Source organism: Aneurinibacillus migulanus (assembly GCF_001274715.1).
GTDB lineage: Bacteria > Bacillota > Bacilli > Aneurinibacillales > Aneurinibacillaceae > Aneurinibacillus > Aneurinibacillus migulanus.
In genome coordinates this window covers 3,202,571-3,224,261 of sequence record NZ_LGUG01000004.1, presented here as the reverse complement: position 1 = coordinate 3,224,261, position 21,691 = coordinate 3,202,571, and the positions used below count along the sequence as shown (strand labels likewise).

23 protein-coding genes and 2 pseudogenes are annotated in these 21,691 nt (G+C 38.1%); 18 read left to right on the top strand and 7 right to left on the bottom strand.

What is annotated here, in order from left to right:
• The first annotated feature begins 11 nt into the window (after positions 1-11).
• The 5 genes and pseudogenes from menC to AF333_RS17285 all read left to right on the top strand — a co-directional run.
• Positions 12-1,118 (top strand): o-succinylbenzoate synthase, encoded by a 1,107-nt coding sequence (gene menC, locus AF333_RS17305; RefSeq protein ID WP_043064610.1) that lies wholly within the window; start codon positions 12-14, stop codon positions 1,116-1,118.
• Positions 1,119-1,205: 87 nt separating this feature from the next.
• The gene (locus AF333_RS17300; RefSeq protein WP_043064611.1) at positions 1,206-2,282 is read left to right on the top strand and encodes a YkvI family membrane protein; all 1,077 of its coding nucleotides are present in this window, start codon (positions 1,206-1,208) and stop codon (positions 2,280-2,282) included.
• Between the two features lie 81 nt (positions 2,283-2,363).
• Positions 2,364-3,188: a helix-turn-helix transcriptional regulator gene (locus AF333_RS17295; protein ID WP_043064612.1), complete on the top strand. Its 825-nt coding sequence runs from the start codon at positions 2,364-2,366 to the stop codon at positions 3,186-3,188.
• 253 nt (positions 3,189-3,441) lie between these two features.
• Positions 3,442-3,818, top strand: a pseudogene (locus AF333_RS17290) (VOC family protein).
• A 50-nt stretch (positions 3,819-3,868) separates the two neighbouring features.
• Positions 3,869-4,084 (top strand): annotated as a pseudogene (locus tag AF333_RS17285) (cupin domain-containing protein); the annotation flags it as partial.
• Between the two features lie 71 nt (positions 4,085-4,155).
• Here AF333_RS17285 and AF333_RS35535 read toward each other — a convergent pair.
• The gene (locus tag AF333_RS35535; protein ID WP_235496535.1) at positions 4,156-4,308 is read right to left on the bottom strand and encodes a hypothetical protein; all 153 of its coding nucleotides are present in this window, start codon (positions 4,306-4,308) and stop codon (positions 4,156-4,158) included.
• A gap of 51 nt (positions 4,309-4,359) precedes the next feature.
• On the opposite strand from AF333_RS35535, the gene AF333_RS17280 reads away from it, so the two are divergent.
• The gene (locus AF333_RS17280; protein WP_043070442.1) at positions 4,360-5,256 is read left to right on the top strand and encodes a pentapeptide repeat-containing protein; all 897 of its coding nucleotides are present in this window, start codon (positions 4,360-4,362) and stop codon (positions 5,254-5,256) included.
• Between the two features lie 42 nt (positions 5,257-5,298).
• On the opposite strand, the gene AF333_RS17275 is transcribed toward AF333_RS17280, so the two are convergent.
• Entirely contained in the window at positions 5,299-5,511 is a 213-nt protein-coding gene (locus AF333_RS17275) for a hypothetical protein (protein ID WP_043064613.1), read from the bottom strand.
• A gap of 215 nt (positions 5,512-5,726) precedes the next feature.
• On the opposite strand from AF333_RS17275, the gene AF333_RS17270 reads away from it, so the two are divergent.
• The 8 genes from AF333_RS17270 (at position 5,727) to AF333_RS17245 (ending at position 11,900) form a co-directional block, all read left to right on the top strand.
• The gene (locus AF333_RS17270) at positions 5,727-6,056 is read left to right on the top strand and encodes a hypothetical protein (protein ID WP_043064614.1); all 330 of its coding nucleotides are present in this window, start codon (positions 5,727-5,729) and stop codon (positions 6,054-6,056) included.
• 90 nt (positions 6,057-6,146) lie between these two features.
• Positions 6,147-6,311 carry a spore coat protein gene (locus AF333_RS37505; RefSeq protein WP_158502320.1) on the top strand — a complete coding sequence of 55 codons (165 nt, stop codon included), beginning with the start codon at positions 6,147-6,149 and terminating at the stop codon, positions 6,309-6,311.
• Positions 6,312-6,540: 229 nt separating this feature from the next.
• Entirely contained in the window at positions 6,541-6,702 is a 162-nt protein-coding gene (locus AF333_RS35530; RefSeq protein WP_235355934.1) for a hypothetical protein, read from the top strand.
• Positions 6,703-6,851: 149 nt separating this feature from the next.
• Positions 6,852-8,360, top strand: a complete 1,509-nt coding sequence (locus tag AF333_RS17265; RefSeq protein WP_043064615.1) for a monooxygenase — start codon at positions 6,852-6,854, stop codon at positions 8,358-8,360.
• A 156-nt stretch (positions 8,361-8,516) separates the two neighbouring features.
• Positions 8,517-9,002 carry a MarR family transcriptional regulator gene (locus AF333_RS17260; RefSeq protein WP_043064616.1) on the top strand — a complete coding sequence of 162 codons (486 nt, stop codon included), beginning with the start codon at positions 8,517-8,519 and terminating at the stop codon, positions 9,000-9,002.
• A gap of 330 nt (positions 9,003-9,332) precedes the next feature.
• A complete protein-coding gene (locus AF333_RS17255) occupies positions 9,333-10,172 on the top strand; it encodes a MerR family transcriptional regulator (protein WP_043064617.1) in 840 nt (279 codons plus the stop codon).
• A gap of 115 nt (positions 10,173-10,287) precedes the next feature.
• The gene (locus AF333_RS17250; protein WP_043064618.1) at positions 10,288-11,388 is read left to right on the top strand and encodes a C45 family autoproteolytic acyltransferase/hydolase; all 1,101 of its coding nucleotides are present in this window, start codon (positions 10,288-10,290) and stop codon (positions 11,386-11,388) included.
• Between the two features lie 74 nt (positions 11,389-11,462).
• Positions 11,463-11,900, top strand: a complete 438-nt coding sequence (locus AF333_RS17245) for a GNAT family N-acetyltransferase (RefSeq protein ID WP_235356598.1) — start codon at positions 11,463-11,465, stop codon at positions 11,898-11,900.
• Between the two features lie 230 nt (positions 11,901-12,130).
• Here AF333_RS17245 and AF333_RS17240 read toward each other — a convergent pair whose 3' ends face one another.
• From AF333_RS17240 to AF333_RS17230, 3 genes are read right to left on the bottom strand one after another with little or no spacing between them, the layout of a single operon-like run.
• A complete protein-coding gene (locus AF333_RS17240) occupies positions 12,131-12,868 on the bottom strand; it encodes an ABC transporter permease (RefSeq protein ID WP_043064619.1) in 738 nt (245 codons plus the stop codon).
• 13 nt (positions 12,869-12,881) lie between these two features.
• Positions 12,882-13,643: an ABC transporter permease gene (locus AF333_RS17235; RefSeq protein WP_235356600.1), complete on the bottom strand. Its 762-nt coding sequence runs from the start codon at positions 13,641-13,643 to the stop codon at positions 12,882-12,884.
• Positions 13,640-14,554 carry an ABC transporter ATP-binding protein gene (locus tag AF333_RS17230; RefSeq protein WP_043064620.1) on the bottom strand — a complete coding sequence of 305 codons (915 nt, stop codon included), beginning with the start codon at positions 14,552-14,554 and terminating at the stop codon, positions 13,640-13,642. Before AF333_RS17230 ends, AF333_RS17235 begins: the two co-directional genes overlap by 4 nt.
• 165 nt (positions 14,555-14,719) lie before the next feature.
• Between AF333_RS17230 and AF333_RS17225 the strand changes: the two genes are divergently transcribed.
• Positions 14,720-15,448: a response regulator transcription factor gene (locus tag AF333_RS17225; RefSeq protein ID WP_043064621.1), complete on the top strand. Its 729-nt coding sequence runs from the start codon at positions 14,720-14,722 to the stop codon at positions 15,446-15,448.
• On the top strand, positions 15,445-16,878 hold the full coding sequence (locus AF333_RS17220) for a sensor histidine kinase (protein WP_043064622.1): 1,434 nt from the start codon (positions 15,445-15,447) through the stop codon (positions 16,876-16,878). Before AF333_RS17225 ends, AF333_RS17220 begins: the two co-directional genes overlap by 4 nt.
• Positions 16,879-16,961: 83 nt before the next feature.
• Here AF333_RS17220 and AF333_RS17215 read toward each other — a convergent pair whose 3' ends face one another.
• Positions 16,962-18,215, bottom strand: coding sequence for a dicarboxylate/amino acid:cation symporter (locus AF333_RS17215; RefSeq protein WP_043064623.1), 1,254 nt, complete (start codon positions 18,213-18,215; stop codon positions 16,962-16,964).
• Positions 18,216-18,296: 81 nt separating this feature from the next.
• Positions 18,297-19,154: a D-amino-acid transaminase gene (gene dat / locus AF333_RS17210; protein ID WP_043064624.1), complete on the bottom strand. Its 858-nt coding sequence runs from the start codon at positions 19,152-19,154 to the stop codon at positions 18,297-18,299.
• A gap of 138 nt (positions 19,155-19,292) precedes the next feature.
• Here dat and AF333_RS17205 point away from each other — a divergent pair, with 138 nt between their 5' ends.
• Positions 19,293-20,180 carry a LysR family transcriptional regulator gene (locus AF333_RS17205; protein ID WP_052520434.1) on the top strand — a complete coding sequence of 296 codons (888 nt, stop codon included), beginning with the start codon at positions 19,293-19,295 and terminating at the stop codon, positions 20,178-20,180.
• Positions 20,181-20,415: 235 nt separating this feature from the next.
• Positions 20,416-21,672: an APC family permease gene (locus AF333_RS17200; RefSeq protein WP_043064625.1), complete on the top strand. Its 1,257-nt coding sequence runs from the start codon at positions 20,416-20,418 to the stop codon at positions 21,670-21,672.
• Positions 21,673-21,691 lie beyond the last annotated feature (19 nt).

Below are 21,691 nucleotides of genomic sequence, written 5' to 3'. Positions count from 1 at the left end.
GGGAGAGAAAAATGATAGTAAAAGAGATTACGTTACGACATGTAAAAATGAAAATGAAAGCCCCTTTTACAACAAGTTTTGGAACGTTTCAAGATAAAGAGTTTCTCTTACTTGAAGCAAAGGATAATAACGGTATTAGTGGGTGGGGAGAATCAGTCGCATTCCATTCCCCTTGGTACAATGAGGAAACACTAAAGACAAACTGGCATATGTTAGAGGATTTTATCATCCCCAGTATCCTGAATAAAGAAATTGAACAACCTGAGGAAGTGTTCGAAATTCTCTCGTATATACGAAAGAACAATATGGCAAAATCCACGATTGAAGGTGCTGTGTGGGACTTATTTGCAAAGCAAAAAGGAATTCCTCTCGCAGTTGCTCTCGGTGGAGAAAAGAAAGAAATAGAGGTTGGGATCAGCATCGGCATCCAAAACACGATGGATGATCTTCTTCAATTAGTTGATGAATACGTCAATGACGGATATAAAAGAATGAAAATAAAAATAAAACCGGGCTGGGATATTGAGGTCATGAGGGAAGTCCGTAAACATTTTCCTCATGTTCCCCTGATGGCTGATGCTAATTCTGCCTACCGACTAAAAGATGTAGATCAATTAAAGGCACTTGATGAATTCGATTTAATGATGATCGAACAACCTTTAGCTTCAGATGACATTGTCGATCATGCTCGGCTGCAAAAGGAGATTTCAACTCCAATTTGCCTTGATGAGAGCATCCATTCCTATGAGGATGCCCGGAAAGCAATTGAACTGGGAAGCTGCAAAATTATCAATATAAAAATTGGGCGTGTTGGAGGACTAACAGAATCAAAACGAATTCATGATCTTTGTCAGAAGCAGGGTATTCCGGTTTGGTGCGGCGGTATGCTTGAATCAGGTGTGGGAAGAGCCCATAATATTGCCTTAACGACGCTATCAAACTTTGTTATGCCTGGTGATACTGCGGGCTCTTCCCGTTATTGGGATCAAGATATTATTGAACCTGAGGTAGTTGTTGAAAACGGAATAATCACCGTTCCTGATAAACCGGGAATTGGTTATGAACCAAATCGCGAGATTATTCAACAATTTACAGCTTACGAAAAATCGTATTCCTAATAGCATCAAAGAAGGATAAAGGGGGGCTCCTCTTATCTTTCTTCACTTATAATTTTCGAAAAATTTAAATTAATTAGAGGGGTAACTATGAAGAAAAGTATTCAAATTGCCGGGGCATTTATTGGACTGATTGTCGGAGCAGGATTTGCTTCAGGACAGGAAATTTTACAATTTTTCACAAGCTTTGGATGGATGAGTGTTATTGGGACCTTCATTGCAACTGCTCTTTTTGCATTTTTAGGAATGAATCTAACTCAACTTGGGAGCCGTTTGCAGACAAGTTCTCACAAAGATGTTATTTACTATATTTGTGGCCGTTACCTCGGTATAGTTGTTGATGTGATCATTACGTTCTTCTTATTTGGAGTTACGGTTGTTATGATGGCTGGGGCCGGTTCGATTTTTGAGCAGCAGTTTGGAATCCCCAGTATTGCCGGAAATATCGTTATGACTTTATTAACTATTTTAACGGTTTGTCTTAATGTTCAAAAAGTCATTTCGATTATTGGACTTATCACACCGTTTTTACTTGCACTTGTCATCATCATTGCTGGTTATTCTTTTGTTACGATGGATGTAAGCTTTTATGAACTGCAGCAAATAGCAGATAAACAAAACGCGGCTGCATCAAACTGGGGATTAGGAGCGTTATTATACGTTTCATATAACATTGCCGCAGGTGCTGCCATGCTCGCTGTGATGGGAGGAACAGTAAAAGATGAAAAAACAGCCGGTTTAGGAGGGATACTTGGCGGTATAGGGTTAGGCATCCTTATTTTACTTATCAATCTTGGTATGCTTACAAAGCTAAACACAATAACAGGCATAGATATGCCTATGCTCTTTTTAGCAAATGAAATTTCACCTGTATTTGGCATATTAATGTCTATTGTATTATTAGGAATGATCTATAACACTGCCGTAGGCATGCTTTATGCTTTCACAGCAAGGATTGTAAAACCGGAATTCCCAATATTTAAAATGTTTGTCGTTCTATTCGGAATCGCAGCATTTGGTGCCAGCTTCATCGGATTTATTAAATTAGTCGGAACCGTGTATCCTTTAATGGGCTATCTTGGATTTACCCTTATAGCTGCCATTATCGTTGCTTGGTTTAGAGGTAAACAAAAAGCGAAGAATACCATCACTGGAATAAATGCTTAAAGGTTTCTCTACATCTTGAAATCAGTATGATGGTAACTTAGGAAGAGAAAATTTTCCACTCAAAAGGAAGTGAAAAACAACATGAGACTTTATCGTCCTTTGCAACCACCTAAATTACAACACGAGGTATTAGATTCTAATTATCGTTATCGTGAATATTTTCCAAGCAAGAGTCTTGAATCTTATGTTGCGTGCTATTGGACTATAGACTTCCATGCAATGGATACGAATAAATTGAATCGTATTATACCGGATGGTTGCGTAGACATTATATTTGACTTGAGATCACCTTCGTATTCAAAAGTAGCCTTTGTTGCAGGATTGACGACCAAATTTGAAATCATAAATCTTTCTCAAAATCATTTCTTATTTGGAATTCGCTTCTTTTCAGAAACTGTACACTATTTTTTAAGAAATCCCGTTTCTTCATTTATCGGACATCGTGTATTCCTCGAAGATATATGGGGGAATGAAGCAATTTTTATGGTAGAAGAAATTATAGTAGCTACTGAAATTTCAGAAATAATTGAAAAAGTTGAATTAAAATTAATTAAATGTTTGCTTTTAAATGAAGTAAATGCAGATGGTTTACTACAAAAAAGTATGCAATACATATATGACCATCAGGGAATTATTTCAGTTGGCTCATTAGCAGAAAAACTCAGTTACAGTGAAAGGAATATACGAAGAACATTCCAAAAGGAGTTGGGAGTCAGCCCGAAGGAACTTATAAGTATCATTAGATTTCAAAATCTCTTGCAAGAACTAAATAATAGTTTCCCCTCTCGTTTCACTGATATTGCTGTAAAATATGGATACTATGATCAATCGCACCTTATCAAAAACTTTAAATGCTTTTACGGAATGTTACCTACCCAAATATTCAAAACAAAACCAATCAGATGAAAGTGGTATGTAAAGACGTCCGTTTTTTACAATCTAAATGTAGATAAAATAGGTAATCTATTTATTGAAACCAGTAATCTGGAGACAGAATAAGGGGATGACTTACTACAAAGGAGGCATTTTCAAAATAGCCAAACGTATTATCTTAAACTACCTGAGTCCAGTGATGATCGTGTAAGTTGAAATGTTATTAGATATCTTAAAAAAACTGCAAGAGATTTTTTAAAATTATTTATTTGTAGAGGTGAAACCGATGGGAATAAAGTTAGATATGGTAGGTATTGTAGTCAAAGATATGAAAAAATCATTAGATTTTTATCGTGTATTAGGATTAGTAATTCCTGAAAGTGCGAACGAAGAACAACATGTAGAAGTGGAACAAAGCGGTTTTCGATTAGCATTTGATTCGCAAGAAATTGCAAAAGAGGTTTATGGAAGCTGGGAAGAACCTACTGGACATCGGATTGAATTAGCGTTTTCATGTGAAAGCTATGATTCACTAAATGAGTTATATGCGAAGATTATTCACAGTGGGTATGATGACACCGTGAACCATGGGATGCTGTTTGGGGACAGCGCTACGCAATTGTCAAAGACCCCGATGGCAACCTCATTAGTCTTTTTGTTTAAGGGTGTGAATCAAAGTCATTAATAAAATCGATTTTCCTTAATATAAAAGAAAGATATTCCTTGTTGTGAAAGGGAAATTACTGATAAAATTTATAGGCAAAGATATTTGGGTAAATGAGAGCGAGTTTATTATCGTTCCAAAAGGTGTAGAGCATATGCCGGTTGCCGAAGAAGAAGTTCATGTGCTTCTGCTTGAGTCTAAAACGACGCTCAATACAGGAAACAAAGTGAACGAAAGAACGGTTTTTGACCTTCAATTCATTTAACATTCTTTTCGAAAGAGTTGTTAGTAATTAACCTACAGCTAGAGTCCTCTTTTTTATACATACTATATAAATTACACTTGATATTTTGACATGGTAGCGTGGTTGGAAGTAGGTGATTCAGAAAAAGAAGAGGGTGGATGCGCCCTGCGCTCCAGCAGAAGAAAGGCAAACGTGCCTTTTTCCAATCTCTGATTTTTTCCTTCTTTTCGTACCTCCCACCACAAGAATTTGTCGATGTATCAAATCAGATGTATATAGAAAAGGAAGTGCACGTATTGTTTGAGAATCATGATTATCCACATCCAAAACGCGACATTAGTCGAAACAATTTGCATGCTAACTGCGAGAACTGTTTCGGATTATGTTGTGTTGCACTCCCCTTCGCAGCTTCGGTAGATTTTGCAATCGATAAAGATGCCGGCAAGCCCTGTTCCAATCTGCAGTCGGACTTCCGTTGCGGCATTCATAAAAACCTCAGACAGCAGGGATTTAAAGGGTGTACTGTTTTTGAATGCTTCGGCGCAGGGCAAAAGGTTTCCCAAATCACTTTCGAGGGAGTCGACTGGCGTGAAGGTCCAGAAACGGCGAGGAAAATGTTTGATGTGTTCCCAATTATGCAACAACTTCATGAGATGCTCTGGTATCTGACCGAAGCTCTGACGTTGAAAGCGTCTCGACCGATTCACAGAGAGCTTAGCTTCGCGCTTGATGAGACGGAACGACTTACTCAACTTAGTCCAGATTCACTCATGGAACTAGATGTTCCATCACACCGAGCAGATGTAAACGTTCTGCTTTTAAGGACAAGTGAACTAGTGCGGACCGAGTCGCGTCGCCAACCTAAGAATTCCAAAAAAAGTCGGAAAATCGACCGTCGAGGAGCCGATCTTATAGGTGCAAATCTAAGAGGAGCTGATCTGAGGGGAGCGGACTTAAGAGGAGCATACCTTATTGCTGCTGACCTCCGAGACGCCGACCTGAGAGTGGCCGACCTTATCGGGGCTGATTTACGAGACGCCGACCTTAGAGGAGCTGATCTCACCGAAAGTATCTTTCTTACTCAAGTTCAGATTAACTCGGCGAAGGGCGATACACGTACAAAATTACCCCCTTTGCTTTCGCGCCCAACACACTGGTCTGTTTTTGAGCAAAGAACAAATAAAATAACTTAAAAATTTCCCTTGTTCAATAAGCTGGAACAAGGGAAAGGTTTCTTAGCGTTGGTTGTTTCTATTGTTATTATCGTTGTTGTGGTTTGTCCCTGTCCTGGACGCATTTTGTGCTTTTACAGCCATGTTTTTAAGACCGCTTTGGGCTCCTTCAGCGACATTTTCAAGCCCATTTTGCGTGGTATTAATTATGCTGTTGTTACCATTAGTATTTACTGCTTGATTACGATTTTTAATATCGTTATTTTGATTAATCATTTTCTAACCTCCCTGGTTAAGTAGTTGTTTCAACTTAGGGTTTACTAAAAATAGTCATTATATGAGAAATGCGTACTATAAAACCACTCCAATTAAACGTTGCCTTTGGGCCCTATATGTTTATGCACATTTTTGTAAAGAAGTTGGCGATGTATAAAAAAGGTCATTACGGAGAAGGTAAAGTTGGACATAGAAAGGATAGGGAGGGCTCTAGTATGAATAAACAGGAGATTTTGATTCAGGCGCTTCAGAGGCTAGAGAATTTCACACCAGAAAACTCTAATATTAAGAATAGTTTGCATGACATTAAGCAAAAAGTACAAAGTTTTTCTGAAAAGGAATTTGAACAAGAGATGAGCATGGTAGTTACAATGCCAGCTGAAAAAGTGCCGTATCCAGCTCATGATGTAAGAGCAGCTCTGGATGAAGTTTTTCCTGAGCTAGAGCAGGCTTTTCAGGGAACAAAAGAGAGTGAAATTATATCAGCGATGAATAGAATCCGAGGCATTTTGGGTACGGATGATAATCTGCACTATCCGAGCTGACAAATTCTTTAGACATCGTTTATCTAGGTATCGAAGAAATGACAAAAGCCCGGTGTTGACCGGGTATTTTGTTATATTGGACTAACGCTTGTGGCATCTGATTTATTATTGGCCGCTACAATTGCTGTTTGCAGCTATGCATACTCTTTGACTGAGGCTGCTACTTTTGATGTGCACACGATTCTTCACAAGCAATTAGACGATACAATCACAATTTACGAAAAAGTGAAAAGTTATATGATGAATAAAGGATAGTCCATTCACTATGGGAAGGGTTTTTGTTGTGTAACTGAAATGTAAAAATAACTCTAAATATAAAAAATAACGTTGTAAAAAAATAACTGACATGATACTCTTAAATTGTTTCGTGCAAAACAATTATATTTTATTGTTTTGCACGAAACAAAAAGGTGGTTTGCTTCATTAAGAATTAACCCGAATACTTTGACGAGTACCGTGATTAATATCATCTTGCAAATTGTGGTTGCCCCCATCTAAGCTGACTTTTATCTCTAAGCAGGTAGCGTTAAATGAGAAGGGAGAGTTTAGCGGTGCAGATGATTATGGATTGCAGGCACGTCAAGCGTTTACCAATCCAAAGCATATACTTGGAACGGCGGGGACGGGGCTGCAGCATGTCGCATAGATAAAAAATTCATGTTATGGACTATACTCCAGAGTTGGTGAACATACATATTGGGGCGTTCAGTCGCTTGCATTCCCGGAATGGCTTATTGAAGTCGTTGCTATTGTTGCACTACCATGATTGTTTGAAAAATAAAGGAGCGGATACGAATGGATTACGATGTTATTGTTGTTGGTGGAGGACCGGTAGGCATGATGCTGGCATCAGAACTGGCTTTAGCTGATGTGAAAGTATGCGTCCTTGAACGCTTGAAGGAGACAACTCCATACTCTCGTGCTCTAACTCTGCATCCCAGAACATTGGAAATTCTGGATTTACGAGGATTGAAACAAAAAATATTGAGCAAAGGAAAACCGATCCCTACAGGACATTTTGCGGGGCTGGATAGCCGTCTGAATTTCTCGGCATTGGATTCTTCCTCCAATTATACGCTTTTTATTCCTCAACATGACACGGAGAAGGTACTGGAAGAATGGGCTAAAAATCTTGGAGTAGAGATACGACGAGAAGAGGAGGTTTTATCGGTACGGCAGGATCAGAAAGGGGTCGAGATAGTTGCAGCTGGCCCCAAAGGAGAATCCAAACTGTCGGCTGCATATGTTGTCGGAACAGACGGTGCAAGAAGCACGGTCAGAAAACAAGTAGGTATCCCATTCGTAGGAACTAGCCAGACCTTCACCGCTATGCTTGGAGACGTTGTTTTGTTGAATCCTCCGGAATCGAATGTGGTTTCTCGTTTCAGTGAACACGGGTTGGTCATGATTGTTCCCGTGACGTCCCAAATGCATCGGATAGTTATGATTGACCGGGAGAGAATGGCTGTGCCAAAAGAAGAACCTGTTACTCTAGAAGAGTTGCGATCGGGATTAATTCGTATTCTAGGGAGCGATTTTGGCATATCCGAAGCATACTGGTTATCTCGCTTTGGAAATGCGACTCGGCAAGCGGAGCGTTATCGGGAGGGGCGGATTTTTCTCGCGGGAGATGCGGCACACATTCATTTTCCAGCTGGTGGACAGGGGCTGAACGTTGGTTTACAGGAAGCTATGAATCTAGGATGGAAGTTGGCAGCTAAGCTGAAGGGCAGGGCTTCGGATTGGCTACTGGACAGTTATCATGCGGAACGGTTTCCCATTAATACGGCTTTGCTCAGAAATACTGAGATTCAAACGTTGTTGATGAGTGAATTCTCACCAAGGATGGTAGCACTTCGGGGCATGCTGTCCGAACTGCTTCATATACCCAAGGCTAATCAGCTAATAGCTGCCCAAATCTCAGCCTTTGATGTCCGGTATGCGCCAGATATGGATTCACCACAACACGCGTTAAACGGTAGCCGCTTAAAGGAACTAAAGTTGAGGTTGGAGAACGGTATAATGAGGAATGCTTACGAGCTGCTTTACTCCGGTTCATTCCTTTTACTTCATCTAGCTTCGGATGAAAGTCTAAATGATGGAGCTGAATGGTCAAATTATCCTCATCTTCAGTTTGTTCGTGCATCTCTTGTTGAGGAAGCACCAGAATGGGACGAGGTTCATACGGCATTGATTCGCCCAGATGGGTATATCGCATGGGTGGTTTCCAGATCGGTGCCGGAGTATTTAGACGCCATCAAGCAGGGAATTAGACGCTGGTGCGGAGGTTATGATTTTTCATAAAAACACGATGATGAAGCAAAACAAGGTAGCATTCAAATGGGTGATTGGATGAGTCTTTCTCGCAACAAGGAGAATCCGATACACCAGAACAAATTGTTTTACACGAAACAATTATTGTATAATAGGAGGAGATGTACAAAGAGGAGAAAATAACGTATGCATAAGACAGAGCTTTCCAAACAGTGGATTTTTAAGCTTTTCTTTCAGCTTGTTACACAGCAAGATATGAGAGATAGCAAATTCACGATCAGATTTGGAGAAAAGTTAAAAATGCTTGAAGCCGAATTGAATTTAAAGTTAGATCTTACTTTATCCGAGATTCATTTAATCGCATGTATCGGCAATTATGGACCGATTAACGTCACAATGATTTCTGAAAAGACTAATTTGACCAAGGGGTCTGTCACGCGAATAAGCAAAAAGCTGTTGAAATTAGATCTGATTAAAAGACAGCAGCTTCTTGATAATAAAAAGGAAGTATATTTTCGTTTAACAGGAAAAGGAGAGAAATTGCACAATATCCATAATCGTCTTCATCAGGACATTGAACAGCGGTTTATGGGCTTTCTGGACAAGTATACCCCTGAGCAATTGGCCTTTTCCAGAGAGTTGCTACAAGATCTGCTGGAATGGGATTATTGACGGTGCTACTGGATCAGAGAATTATATTATGTTTTCGTATTGCATAATGTAAATTGAAAAGATACACTCAACTCAGCTAACAGGGATTGATAGAAATTAAAAGGAAACCAGCCAGAACATGAGAAACAAAGTGTTAGGCTGGTTTTCCGTTTTATATTGAAAAAAATCCGGTTTAATGTGAAATCAGTTAAATGTAGGGCCGCCTATTGGCAAAAAAGAAATCCGGCATCCAAAGGCCGGAATTATGGTGATGGAGCATATTTCATTAAAAATGGAATTTATTTGAGTAAATTGTTTAGAAATAGATGTCGTTTGGAAAGGGGGGATACTATGTATACAATTGGAAAATTTTCGAATCTGTGCAATGTACCTGTAAAGACAATTCGTTACTATAGTGACATCGGTTTACTTGAACCTTCTTATATCGATCCCGAGACAAGCTACCGGTATTATGACTACGATAAGATAAAGGAGCTAAAAACCATCCTAGTTCTTAAAGACTGCCAGTTCTCGTTAAACGAAATTGAGCAAGCTTTAAAAGGTAAAGATATGAAAGCTCTAGATGTAAGGCTAAAGAAAAAGACCGAGGAATTGAAGTGTCAGCAAGAACAAATCACCAAGCAAATTAACAACATTCAACAAATACAGAGGTTCATAAGGAATGAGGAGGCATTCATTCCGAAGCCCACTCTGTCAAGTTGTTACATAGAGAAGCGACAAAATATACAGGTTGTGTCTATTCGTAAAACAATAAACATGGTTGAAATGGACGCTCTCGTTAAAAAGTTGTTTGAAAGAATATATGCATATCAGTTAGAGATGGATGGGGAGCTACTCGCTATTTTTCATCAAAAAGATTGGAAACAAAAGAAAGCAGATGTTGAATTACTTTTACCTGTAAAAAACAATAAAAATGAGGAGCTTCTTGTGATAGTACCCGGAGGAACGTATGCATGTGTCAATGTGAAAGGGCCTTATTCAGAACTTCGCTATGGTTACAGTCGTTTAAAGGCATGGTTAGCAGAAAAATCACTGCATGTTGAAGGAATGTATATGGAACAGTACATAAAGGGACTTGTCCCATCGCAAGTAGTGAATCCAATAAATATTAAGCCCAATGAAATACATCCAAATGACTTTCTGACTAAAGTGTTTGTAAAGGTAAGGTAGCAACTCATAATAATTGAATAACGAATTGAGGTAAACTCTCCAGTTACTGGAGAGTTTATTCTGTTTATAGCAAGGTATATATCTTGCTATTAAAATGTAGAATGGGGAGTTTGGAATGAATACGTATACAGGAAAGTTTACTTACCTGAAAGGAAGTTCGTATGAGATTGGAAAACAGCAAGCTTTAGAATATCGTGAGAGTTCATACGTTAAGAACATTTTTCTTAGAGAACAACCTGATTCTGACAAAGCTTATCTTGAAATGAGAGCTCGAATCGAGGAGTATTGTCCAGGATTAAATGAGGAGCTAGAGGGCTTTGCGGAAGAATTTGGCTTTGAGCCGAATCAATTAAAGTTTTACAATGATGCCTGGTTAATATCTGGAGGATGTAGTCTAGGCGCAATTTTGCCCCCAAAAATGGTTGACGGTAAAACATACGTAGTACGAAACTACGACCTTTCCCCTAATATTTCGGATATGCGTCTTTGTACAACTAAAGTAGATGGAAGCTACACGCATACCGGCTTCTCTGTTTCTACATTTGGTCGGAGCGAAGGATTAAATGAGAAAGGGCTTTGCGTAGCCTTTGCTTCGTGTGGCATGCCAATAGGTAACTATCCAGGTATGAGAAAACCAGTAGTCGCTGGGTTGCAGTTTATGGTTATTGTTAGAGCTATACTAGAGGCGTGTAAAAACATTGAAGAAGCTGTTTATGCTGTGAAAAATATGCCTGTCGGAACAAATATGAATTTACTTTTAGCGGATGCAAATGGTGAGGCAGCTTTAGTTGGAACATATGATGGAATTAAAGCGGTAAAAAAAGCAGAACAAGACTATTTAATTGCAACAAATCATGGGCTATTTCCTGAAATTAGAAGTCTTGAACCAGGCAAGCTAGATCAATCTCAACTACGATATAATGTTTTAGAGAATAAGTTTAGTGTCAATGGTAAGAGATCTGTTTACGAAATTAAAGAACTTCTTTTAACGGAATTTCCAGAAGGGGTGGCTATTCATAATTACAAAGAAAACTTTGGAACCGTTCATTCAGTTTTGTTTAATCTTACTGATTGTCAACTTGAGTTTTCCTTTGGTTCACCTTTGCAAAATAAATTATATAAGATAAATGTTGGTGATAATTTTTCAAATACACAACTTCCAGTTAAATTTCAGAACAGGAACTATGGACCGGATTTTTGGAGAATATTAAGATAGTAACTACATTTAAAAATCATAGACAATGTTTAAGAGGGAATTTTTTCCTATTAAGCTAACAGGGGGAACTTTAGTTGAACAAAAAGGATGTATTAATGATAAGGATAACGTCTAAAATCATCTCTCCGTCCGTAAGGGAGCTTTTATCTTATGCCACTTCCGAAGCAAAAATTGACCAAGAATATGAACAATACGCGCAAGCTTCAAACCGAATTTTATATGGATTTGAGAACGCGGGAACTATGGTTGGTTGTATAGGGGTTGAGTTTCTTAATGCAAGTGATTGTGAGATAAAGCATATTGCAGTGTCTCCAACAGAAAGAGGAAATGGCATAGGTAGCAAGATGGTTCAATTTATTTGTGAAAAACATTCATTAAGGAATATTTTTGCTGAGACAGATAAAGATGCTGTAGATTTCTATCGAAAATTTAGATTTAAGATAATAAGTCTAGGTGAAAAATATCCTGGTGTGGAAAGGTTTTTTTGTGAATATGAAATACCAAATAAATAGTGAAGTTGCTTAACTAATGGGTGCTATAGTTGAGTAACGGATTTAGTAAATTGATTTCTTAAAAGTAAACAATTATTTTTTAGTAGAGGGTGTCCCAAAAGTGACGGGGCACCCTTCTTCGATGCCGTATATACGCACAGAAAACAGTAAGTAACCTATATGTTGTATCAGCCTCTTTAGAGTGTTGATAGTAAGCAACTTTTTTTGCATTTGTATTCAAAAAGTCATTGCTACGTCATATCACGTTTTGTAAAATTTCGGATCCCAAATACCATAGTAGCGATAAACACCCCGATTACTACGGTATAGAAAAGGGGGAAAGACTGAATTGGAGTTTCATCAGTCGGTGACATAGCCAGCATTGGTTGTGTCCAGGGATAAAACTGCCCTAATGAAGTATTAGCGGCTAAGATTGCTGGTAAAGTCAATGCGATATTAAAAGCAAGGGGAACTCCAAAGTTCCGCGAACGAATTGAAATAACCAATTGTATGGCTGCCAATGGAAGAGTAGCCAATAGTCCTCTTAATGAGAATACGATAAGTGAAAACCACGGAATTTCATGCGGGACCCCCGATAGTAAGCCTAAAATAATAAACAAGATAAACACAATACATTGAGTAACGGCAAGTAGAACCAATAACACAATAAACTTGGAAATATAAACGTTGGACCGAGATACAGGTAATGCCAACAGCTGTTTCCATCCACCACTAATATATTCATACCGACAAACCAATGAGGCATAAATACCAGATAGTATAGGTAAAATAAATGGCCCCATAAAAATAGCAACTTGCGTCCATGCTTCGATCCAGCCATTATCACCCGGGTCCATAAATACATCGAAATTGTTAAAAAAGTTGCTGAGAGACAGAACTACGGCGATGATGGGACCAAGTAACATCATGATCCAAAATCGTGAACGTCGTATCTTTAATAACTCAACAGAGATTAGTTGTTTTAGCATATACGTCTCCTCTTTATTGTACGTCTTTTTTCGCAAAATGGATGGCCCCGGCTAGTAAGATCACAAAGCCTTGCATAAAGCTTAGTACGAGAAATGCCGATAATTCTAAGTTATTTGTCAATCCACTTTCTCCTAACATAATAGTGGAGGCTTGTACAGGAAATGCCCAGGGTAACCAGCGTGTTGTTTGGTTCATCGCCATAAACAACCCCATCATTGTTGAGACAGAACCAATTGTAATAGAAAAGGCTTGATTTTTAATTAGCATGGAAATCCATAGCTGGACGGACATAAAAGGAATAGCTGTAAGGTATACAGATAAGCTGTCTCCCCATACATCTCTCCATGGAATATCGCTTTCAAAGTTGAGAATTTTTCCAATGGCCACCATGCTAATTGCAAAGATGAGTGCGGAGATTATTGAACTTCCAAAAAGCCAAATAAATTTGCTTACATATACTTGAATCCGCGAAATTGGCATAGAAAGCGTCTGCTTCCACGAATTAGCCTGATGCTCTACATTGGCAATGATAGAAGCTGCGAGAGTAATTCCTAGGGGAACACCAAGACCAAGCAAAAAACTGTTATCCCATATCAGATAAGACCACATCGTGTCTGCGTGAAATACATTCATCTGTTGTTTTATATAAGCTGAGCGATAGGAAAAGTTAACGATTTCGTAGGCTAATACCACCATGGGAATAAGCAATACAACCCATTTCAAAGGTGTTCGCTTCATTTTGACACGATCAGACAAAATAAGTTTTTTGATCACAGGCTCCCCTCCTTACCGGTAATTTCCAAAAATATATCTTCTAAGGAACGCTTATGCTCTTCCAACCGGTAGACTGACAATCCGTGCTCAACCAGGGTTGTATTCATTTCTGAAGCAATTTCAGGGGCTGTTTGATTGGCCCAGAGTGAATCTGCTTCTACGTGCGTTATCCACCCTTTTTCTTTCAGTATTCCTGCGGCTAATTGCGGATTGCTTACTCCAATCTTTAGCCGAGGGTTACTTCTTTTTCTGAGAACTTCAATTTCATCCTGAAATAGAAGCTGGCCGTTTGTAATAATCCCAACTTTTGTTGCCATTTGATCAATTTCGCTTAACAGATGACTGGAAACAACAACTGTCATTCCGTATCGGTTTGGCAAATCTTTAATTAATTCACGGATTTCCTGAATACCTGCTGGATCTAATCCATTTGTAGGTTCATCTAATATAAGCAGTTCCGGTTGACTTAGGAGTGCTGCAGCAATCCCTAGGCGTTGTTTCATCCCAAGTGAATATTCTTTTGTTAATCGATTCGCTGCTTTGTTTAAGCGTACAATGTTCAAAACTTCGGTTATACGATCAGAAGAAACATCAATAAGCCGACGAATTGCTTCTAAATTTTCATAGCCAGTTAGATGACCATAATATGATGGAGATTCAACCAAAGAACCGATTTTTCGTAAAATGTCGATTTTGTTTTTCTGAAAATCTCTTCCAAAAATTTTAATATGCCCTGTTGTAGGTTTTATTAAACCAAGAAGCATGCGAATTGTTGTCGTTTTCCCAGCGCCGTTTGGACCCAAAAAACCGTATATTTCCCCTCTTCGTACTTCTAAATTTAATCTGTTAACCGAGGTCTGTTTTCTATACCTTTTGGTTAAATTCTCCGTTTGAATTATAAAATTTTCCATATCTATCACCTCGTAAGTAATGATAGCAGGACATCATTAAATAAAGGCAAAACACTACCTAAACATTAGCTTAACTTTGCTAGAATCGCTTTTTTTGTTAGAGATAGGTCAATTATAATGAAAACAATCATATTGATTTTTTTATTACTTAGAAGGAGCACGATAATGGAAAGTTTTATTACTTGCACAAAGATATTACTCGTTGATGATGATATCCATATTCTTGAGATGATGCAGACAGTATTACAAAAAGAACGATTTCACAACATTTATACAGCCCAAAGTGGAGAGGAGGCAATCGGTGTATGTCAGGAGGTGAAACCAGATATTATTGTCCTTGATGTTATGCTACCTGATTATGATGGCTTTCTCCTTTGTCAAGAGCTCAGGAAGCAAACACACGTACCTATATTATTTTTAACTGCTAAAACGACTGATTTGGATAAGTTAACAGGCTTTGGATTTGGTGGCGATGATTACATTACGAAACCTTTTAATCCTTTGGAAGTAGTAGCACGTATTAAAGCACATTTGCGTAGGCAAAAACTTATACATCAACATAAGCCCGAAAAAAAAGGATTTGATTACGGACGGTTTCGGGTGATCGAGGAATCTGGGGAACTACTAGTTGAAGGACGCCAAATAAGCTGTCCTGCACGAGAATTTAAGTTGCTAGTTTTCCTATGTAAGCATCCGAATCAAATTATTAGTAAAAAACAATTGTACAAGCAAGTGTGGGAAGAAACCTTTGGAGAAGATTGTACAGTTATGGTTCATATTCGCCGACTAAGAGAAAAAATCGAACCAGATCCCAGTAACCCACAATATCTCGTGACAGTACGAGGACTAGGATATAAGCTGATCAACCCATCTTGTAAGGAAAATGAAGAATGAACATAAAACGACGACTGGCCTGGAATTTCGTATCAAGACTGTTACTACTTTTGTTTATATGGGCTGCACTTTTTACTATCGTAATGCTTACTTTTGAATTATTATTTGAAGATAAGCCAAAAGAAGTCGCTCAAAAAGCAAGTGTGCAAAAAATAGCGGCCAGCACAAAATTCCACAGTGGAATAATAGAGGTAAACCCACAATTATTAGACTCCCTGCAAAAGAATAATATGTGGTTGCAAATATTAAATGAAACAGGAAAAGTAATCTATAGTTACAATCAACCACAGTCCGTACCAAACCGATATGCACCTGGGGAACTAGTCTCACACTATGTTTTTCCAGCCAAGACAGGCTATTATTTATCAACATGGTATGATACTGCAGCAGGACAGACAATAACTTGGGTCATTGGAGCGCCTTGGAATAAAACTACACCTTGGAACTACACAGTAAATAATCTTTGGATGGCATCTATAATTTTTACAGTTTTTCTCGTTGCTATTCTTTTCGGAAGTCAACTTGGTGCACCTATTCTTCATATATTATCCTGGGTTCAAACATTATCCAGGGGTTTATATATGGAGCCGGTAAATCGAAAAGGAAATCCTCTTAGTCGGACTAAGCATGGCAGAGTAAAACGCTCATATAGAATATATAAAGAAGTTATTGACGCACTAAACCAGCTCACAGATACTTTAAAAAAGAGCAAAGAGGAAAGAGAACGGCTGGAGAAAACAAGAGAAGAATGGATGACTGGAATTTCTCACGATATCAAAACTCCGCTTTCGGCAGTGAAAGGTTATGCAGATATGCTTGCATCACAGCAATATCACTGGAATGAGCAGGAAGTTCGGAGATTTGCGGCCATCATTCAGGAACGCTCCATTTACATGGAAGGCTTAATAGAAGACTTTAATCTAACCTTTCGTTTGAAAAACGATGCTCTTCCTTTACATTGTGAAAGAGGAGATATTATCGAATTTGTCCGTGAAGCTGTGATTGATATGGCTAACACCCCTTATGGAAAAAAACATAATATTACCTTCAAATCAGATGTTCAAACAATTTATTATTCATTTGATCGAAAGTGGTTGTTAAGAGCTATTGATAATTTACTTGCTAATGCAGTAAACCATAATCCTGAAAACACATATATTCAAGTAATTGTAGAACGCTTACCTAATCATGGGTTTCAAATCGTTATTCGTGATAATGGGATCGGTATAGATGAAGAAACAAAATTACGTTTGTTTGAGCGTTATTTTAGAGGAACAGATACAAATCAAATATACAAAGGAACAGGCTTGGGGATGGCTATTTCCCGTCAACTCATTAAAGCTCATCAGGGAAATATTGTCGTCAATAGTAACCCAAACAAAGGAACTGAGGTTATCGTTCGGTTTGAAGAACAAGATGATAGTAAGTAAGGTTTTAAGCATGATATGGAAAAAAGTGTGGGAAAACGATGGTTTTCTCCACACTTTGAGCATGCACGTTCTCTTCCTTTATCTTACGCCTGCTCTAATGCCCGCTGTTCGGGTTTATGTTTAATCCAATCTTTCTGACGGAACTCCTTTTCCCATTTCGAAACAACAATACAAGCAAGAGCGTGTCCAGGTGTATTACAAGCAGTACGTGCCATATCTAGCACACGATCAATACCTGCGATAATGGCGACACCTTCAGCAGGAAGGCCTACTGCTGTGGCGGTGGCTAAGAGTACAACCAGTGAACCAGATGGAACAGCAGCAATTCCTTTTGATGTTGCAACAAGAACTCCCATTAAAATCAACTGTTGTCCAAAATCCATTGGGATACCAAAGGCTTGTGCTAAAAAAATAGAACAAACAGAAAGGTACAATGTCGAACCATCACAATTCAGTGATAGTCCAGACGGAATAACGAATGAAACAACACGTTTCGAACAACCGTAAGCTTCCATTCTCTCCATTAACTGAGGCAGAATCGTTTCCGTGCTTGTTGTAGAAAAAGCGATAAGGAACAAATCCCACACCATTCGAAACACAGTAAAGTACGAAATTTTAAAGAACCAGGCAATCAATGGAAACAGACCAAAAATAACTATAGCAAGTCCAAGATACACAACACCGATCAATTTTGCCATAGGGATTAAGAGGGTGATACCATACTGACCTACAGAGGCTGCCATTAGAGCGAGCACACCGATAGGTGCGGTTATCATGACCATTTGTGTCAGTTTAAACATAATATTTGCAACTGACTCCATAAACTTCATTGCTGGCTCTGACGCTTTGCCGATTGCTCCAGCAGCTGCACCAAATAAAATAGCGAAGAATATGACAGCTAATAAATCACTTTTTGCCATTGCATCAACAATGTTGCTTGGAATGATGTTAACAAGCATCGTTTTAAAATCGACAACTTTGGAAACGCTGTCATTTAATTTTGTAATATCTTTTTGGACAAGATGAGACAAATCAAGTCCGGCACCAGGCTTTAAACTGTTAGCAAGCAAAAGACCAATAGCTAGAATCAGAGTGGTAATAAATTCAAACCAAATAATCGTTTTAAGTCCTAATGAACCCATTTTTTTCATATTCCCGCTACCCGATGACCCGATAACAATGGTAGTAAAAACAATAGGTACAACAATCATTTTAATAAGATGAATAAAAGCGTCCCCAATTGGTTTTAAACCTTTCCCAAGTTCAGGGAAAAAGTGCCCAATAAGGGCTCCAATAAACAATGCAATTAAAATTTGAAAAGCAATAAATTTTTTCATAAGTTATCCTCTCTGCATAATTTAGTAATAGCCACATCACAAATCATATAAAGTATTAGATAATTCCTTCCTCTTTCGTACTTAATACAAAGAGGAAGAAATAGCTTGTGAGAATAATTCCTGGAGTTTTTTTGTCAACTGGCCAGGTTTTCCTTTTCCTATGATTGTATTATCGATTTGAATAACAGGCATGACCTCGATAGTCGTACTAGATGCAAATACTTCCTCAGCATTAAATAGCTCTTCGAGGGTAAATGGACGTTCAATTATTTTTATCCCGTTTTTTACAGCCAATTCTAAGATCAACTGACGCGTAATTCCATTTAAAATAAAAAAATTGGCAGGGTGGGTAAAAATAGTCCCTTCTTTTACAATAAATAGATTGGAAGCACTGCATTCTGTAACTATTCCATCTCGATGGAGAATGGCTTCATAGCAATCACTAGCATGTGCTTGTTGATTGGCTAGAACAGCTCCCAGCAGGTTTAAACTTTTAATGTCACAGCGAAGCCAGCGAATATCTTCTGTTGTAATTGTTTTAATTCCATTGCTTAACATTTCTTCAGGTCTTTCTTTAACATTACAATAAGCTACAAATACAGACTCTACAGTAGAAGGAAAGGCATGCGTACGAGGTGCTGCTCCGCGGGAGATTTGAAGATAAATGTTCCCCGTCCCCAACCCGCTTCGGTTGACAAGCTCCTCTAAGCGGCTCATCATATCATTCTGTGAGAAAGGAATCGAAAGTGAAATTTCATTCGCACTTCGATACAGTCGTTGGATATGCTCAAAAGATTTAAATACTCTCCCATTATAAACACGAATTACTTCATACACCCCATCACCGAATTGATAGCCTCGATCCTCAACGTGAATAAAAGCGGATTCTTTATTAGGGTAGAATGTGTCGTTGACAAGAATTTGTTGCTGAAAAGACATTACTATTCCTCCAATCGAAAATTTATCTTAACTGCATAAGGAATTTTAGCATTATTTCAATGATTCAGTAAAATAATAAATTATTATATAATTATAAGATAAAATTATTAATTACTCTGTGCTGATAATGGAGGTCTTATGAACTTACTTTCTCTTCGCTATTTTATAGAGATTGCAAAAACCCTGAATTTTACTCAAGCTTCAAAAAATCTACATGTTTCTCAACCTGCCTTAAGTCAACAAATCCATTTGCTAGAAGAACAACTTCAGGTGAAGCTGCTTCATCGAACAACACGAAAAGTGAATCTTACAGAAGAAGGAGAGTACCTGTTTGAAAAGCTGGCCCTTTCATTTGAACAAATCGAGAATACAGTTACAAGTATCATGGAAGCAAAAACTTTACCAACAGTCATGAAGATAGCCACTATTCCTTCAGCAGCTTGCTTTTATCTACCAAAGGTATTGAGAAACCTTTATAATAGCTTACCGGATATGGAGTTTAGCATTAAAGAAACGACATCTGCTCATGTTATCGAGTTAATAAAAAACAAAGAATATCATATTGGTTTTATTAGAACACCTATAGATTTTCATGTTGTCTCAAAAGAGGAAATTCAATATATGGAATTTAAGAAGTTTCCTATAAAATTGGTTGTTTCTTCCGAACATCATCTTGCCGTAAGAGAAAAAGTTAAGCTAAAAGAAATAAGTAAGGATTTTTTTCTGCATTATGATCCTATACAATCACCTGCGCTTTATCAGCTAGTTAATAACGCATGTAAAAAGGCCGGCTTTAAACCTCGAACCATTTGTACAGGTTCAGAACTGTTAACTATATCAAATCTTCTTTCTAGCAATGTGGGTGTTACTATGATGCCGGTAGACATGTTTGAATTAATCAAATCTCCCCATATTAAGGCGTTAGAGATAGAAGATATATATATAGAAAGTTCCATATCACTTATATGGGAAAATAGCCCTTTTCTGCCTTTGAATACGAAATATCTGATAGATTTAATTACCTAAAAGAGCCAACTCCGTACCCATCATACATAGCTTGATGGGTACGGAGTTGGCTCGCTCTGTTTTATTATAAAATTTCTTTTATTGACTTTTGTATTCTTGCTCTTTCATTCTAAAAACCTTATGTAATTTTCTTAATCCAGATATACTATCCCTAGAAAAAAAAGATAGGAGGTACCATGAACTAACAGGCTGTCTCTTTGAAAAATACATCAGTTAAGGAAAGAGAGGTTTTTATATGCATTTACGATCCATAACATTTAGCCAGGGTGTTGCACTGTATATGGGGGCAGTCCTTGGCTCTGGTATTCTTATTCTTCCTGGATATACTGCTACTGTTGCGGGGCCTTCATCCATTCTATCCTGGATAATTTTATCATTATTAAGTATCCCTTTGGCTTATACTTTTGCGAGACTTGCCTTAAAATACAAGGATTTTGGCGGGGTTTCCACCATCGTCCAGAAGGCTTTTGGTTATAAATGGAGCGCAATCGTAGGGTGGTTCTTTTTTGCTTGGGTGGCTACTGGGCAAGCGGTTGTAGGAATAACAGGTGCGGGATATATAGTGCATATATTTCATCTGTCAGAAATATATCTCTATTTAATTGGTCTCCTTTTTCTATTTGTAGCCTTCATTATAAATATAAAGGGAATAAAAACAAGTGGACTATTTTCTCTTTGGTTAAGCGGTGGAGTACTGATTCTCCTTATAGTAACAATTTTCTTTGCATTTCCTGAAATAGACCGTAATAATTTTTTACCTTTTGCCCCTTTTGGGTTGACTGGAATCGGACAGTCTTGTGTGTTGATATTTTGGGCATTTTTTGGTTGGGAAAGTATTACACATCTTGTTCCTGAATTTAAAAACCCTGAGCGTGATGTAATGCGCAGTACCTGGGTAAGTGTACTACTTATCGGTATTATATATACACTTTTATCGATCGTTACAGTGGGTACCCATACATATGGAAATACTGGAGATGTAGCTCCTCTTGCTGTTCTTATGAATAAGACGTTAGGGTTGAATGCTGGTGTAGCCACAGCCATTGTTTCCTGTGTTGTTTGTTTAGGGACGCTTAATGTTTTCCTTGCTAGCTCTTCCCGGTTGGGATATGCTCTGGCAAAAGAGGGGAAATTTCCTCTGTGGTTTAACAAAATGAGTAATCACCATGTCCCATACCGAGCAACATTTTTCTTGTTTTTCTCTAATGCTTTAACGATTTTAGCTAGTTATGTATTCAAAGTTCCAGTAGATGAACTTATTCTTATTCCAACCACCTTGGGTATTTTTGTGTATATTATTGCTTCCTTGGCATGTTTAAAACTTTTATGGTATGACCGTATTGGAAGATTTTCTGCATTACTTTCAGTATCCTGCTGTATTTTAATTGCCCCTTTCGCTTTTTCTTATCTTATTGTGCCTATTATTATTTCTATTGCTTGTTTGCTCTTTCTTCGAGTAAACCCACACCGTACCCCAAACGGGCATCGGTAAGTCTCCCGCACGGAAGCAT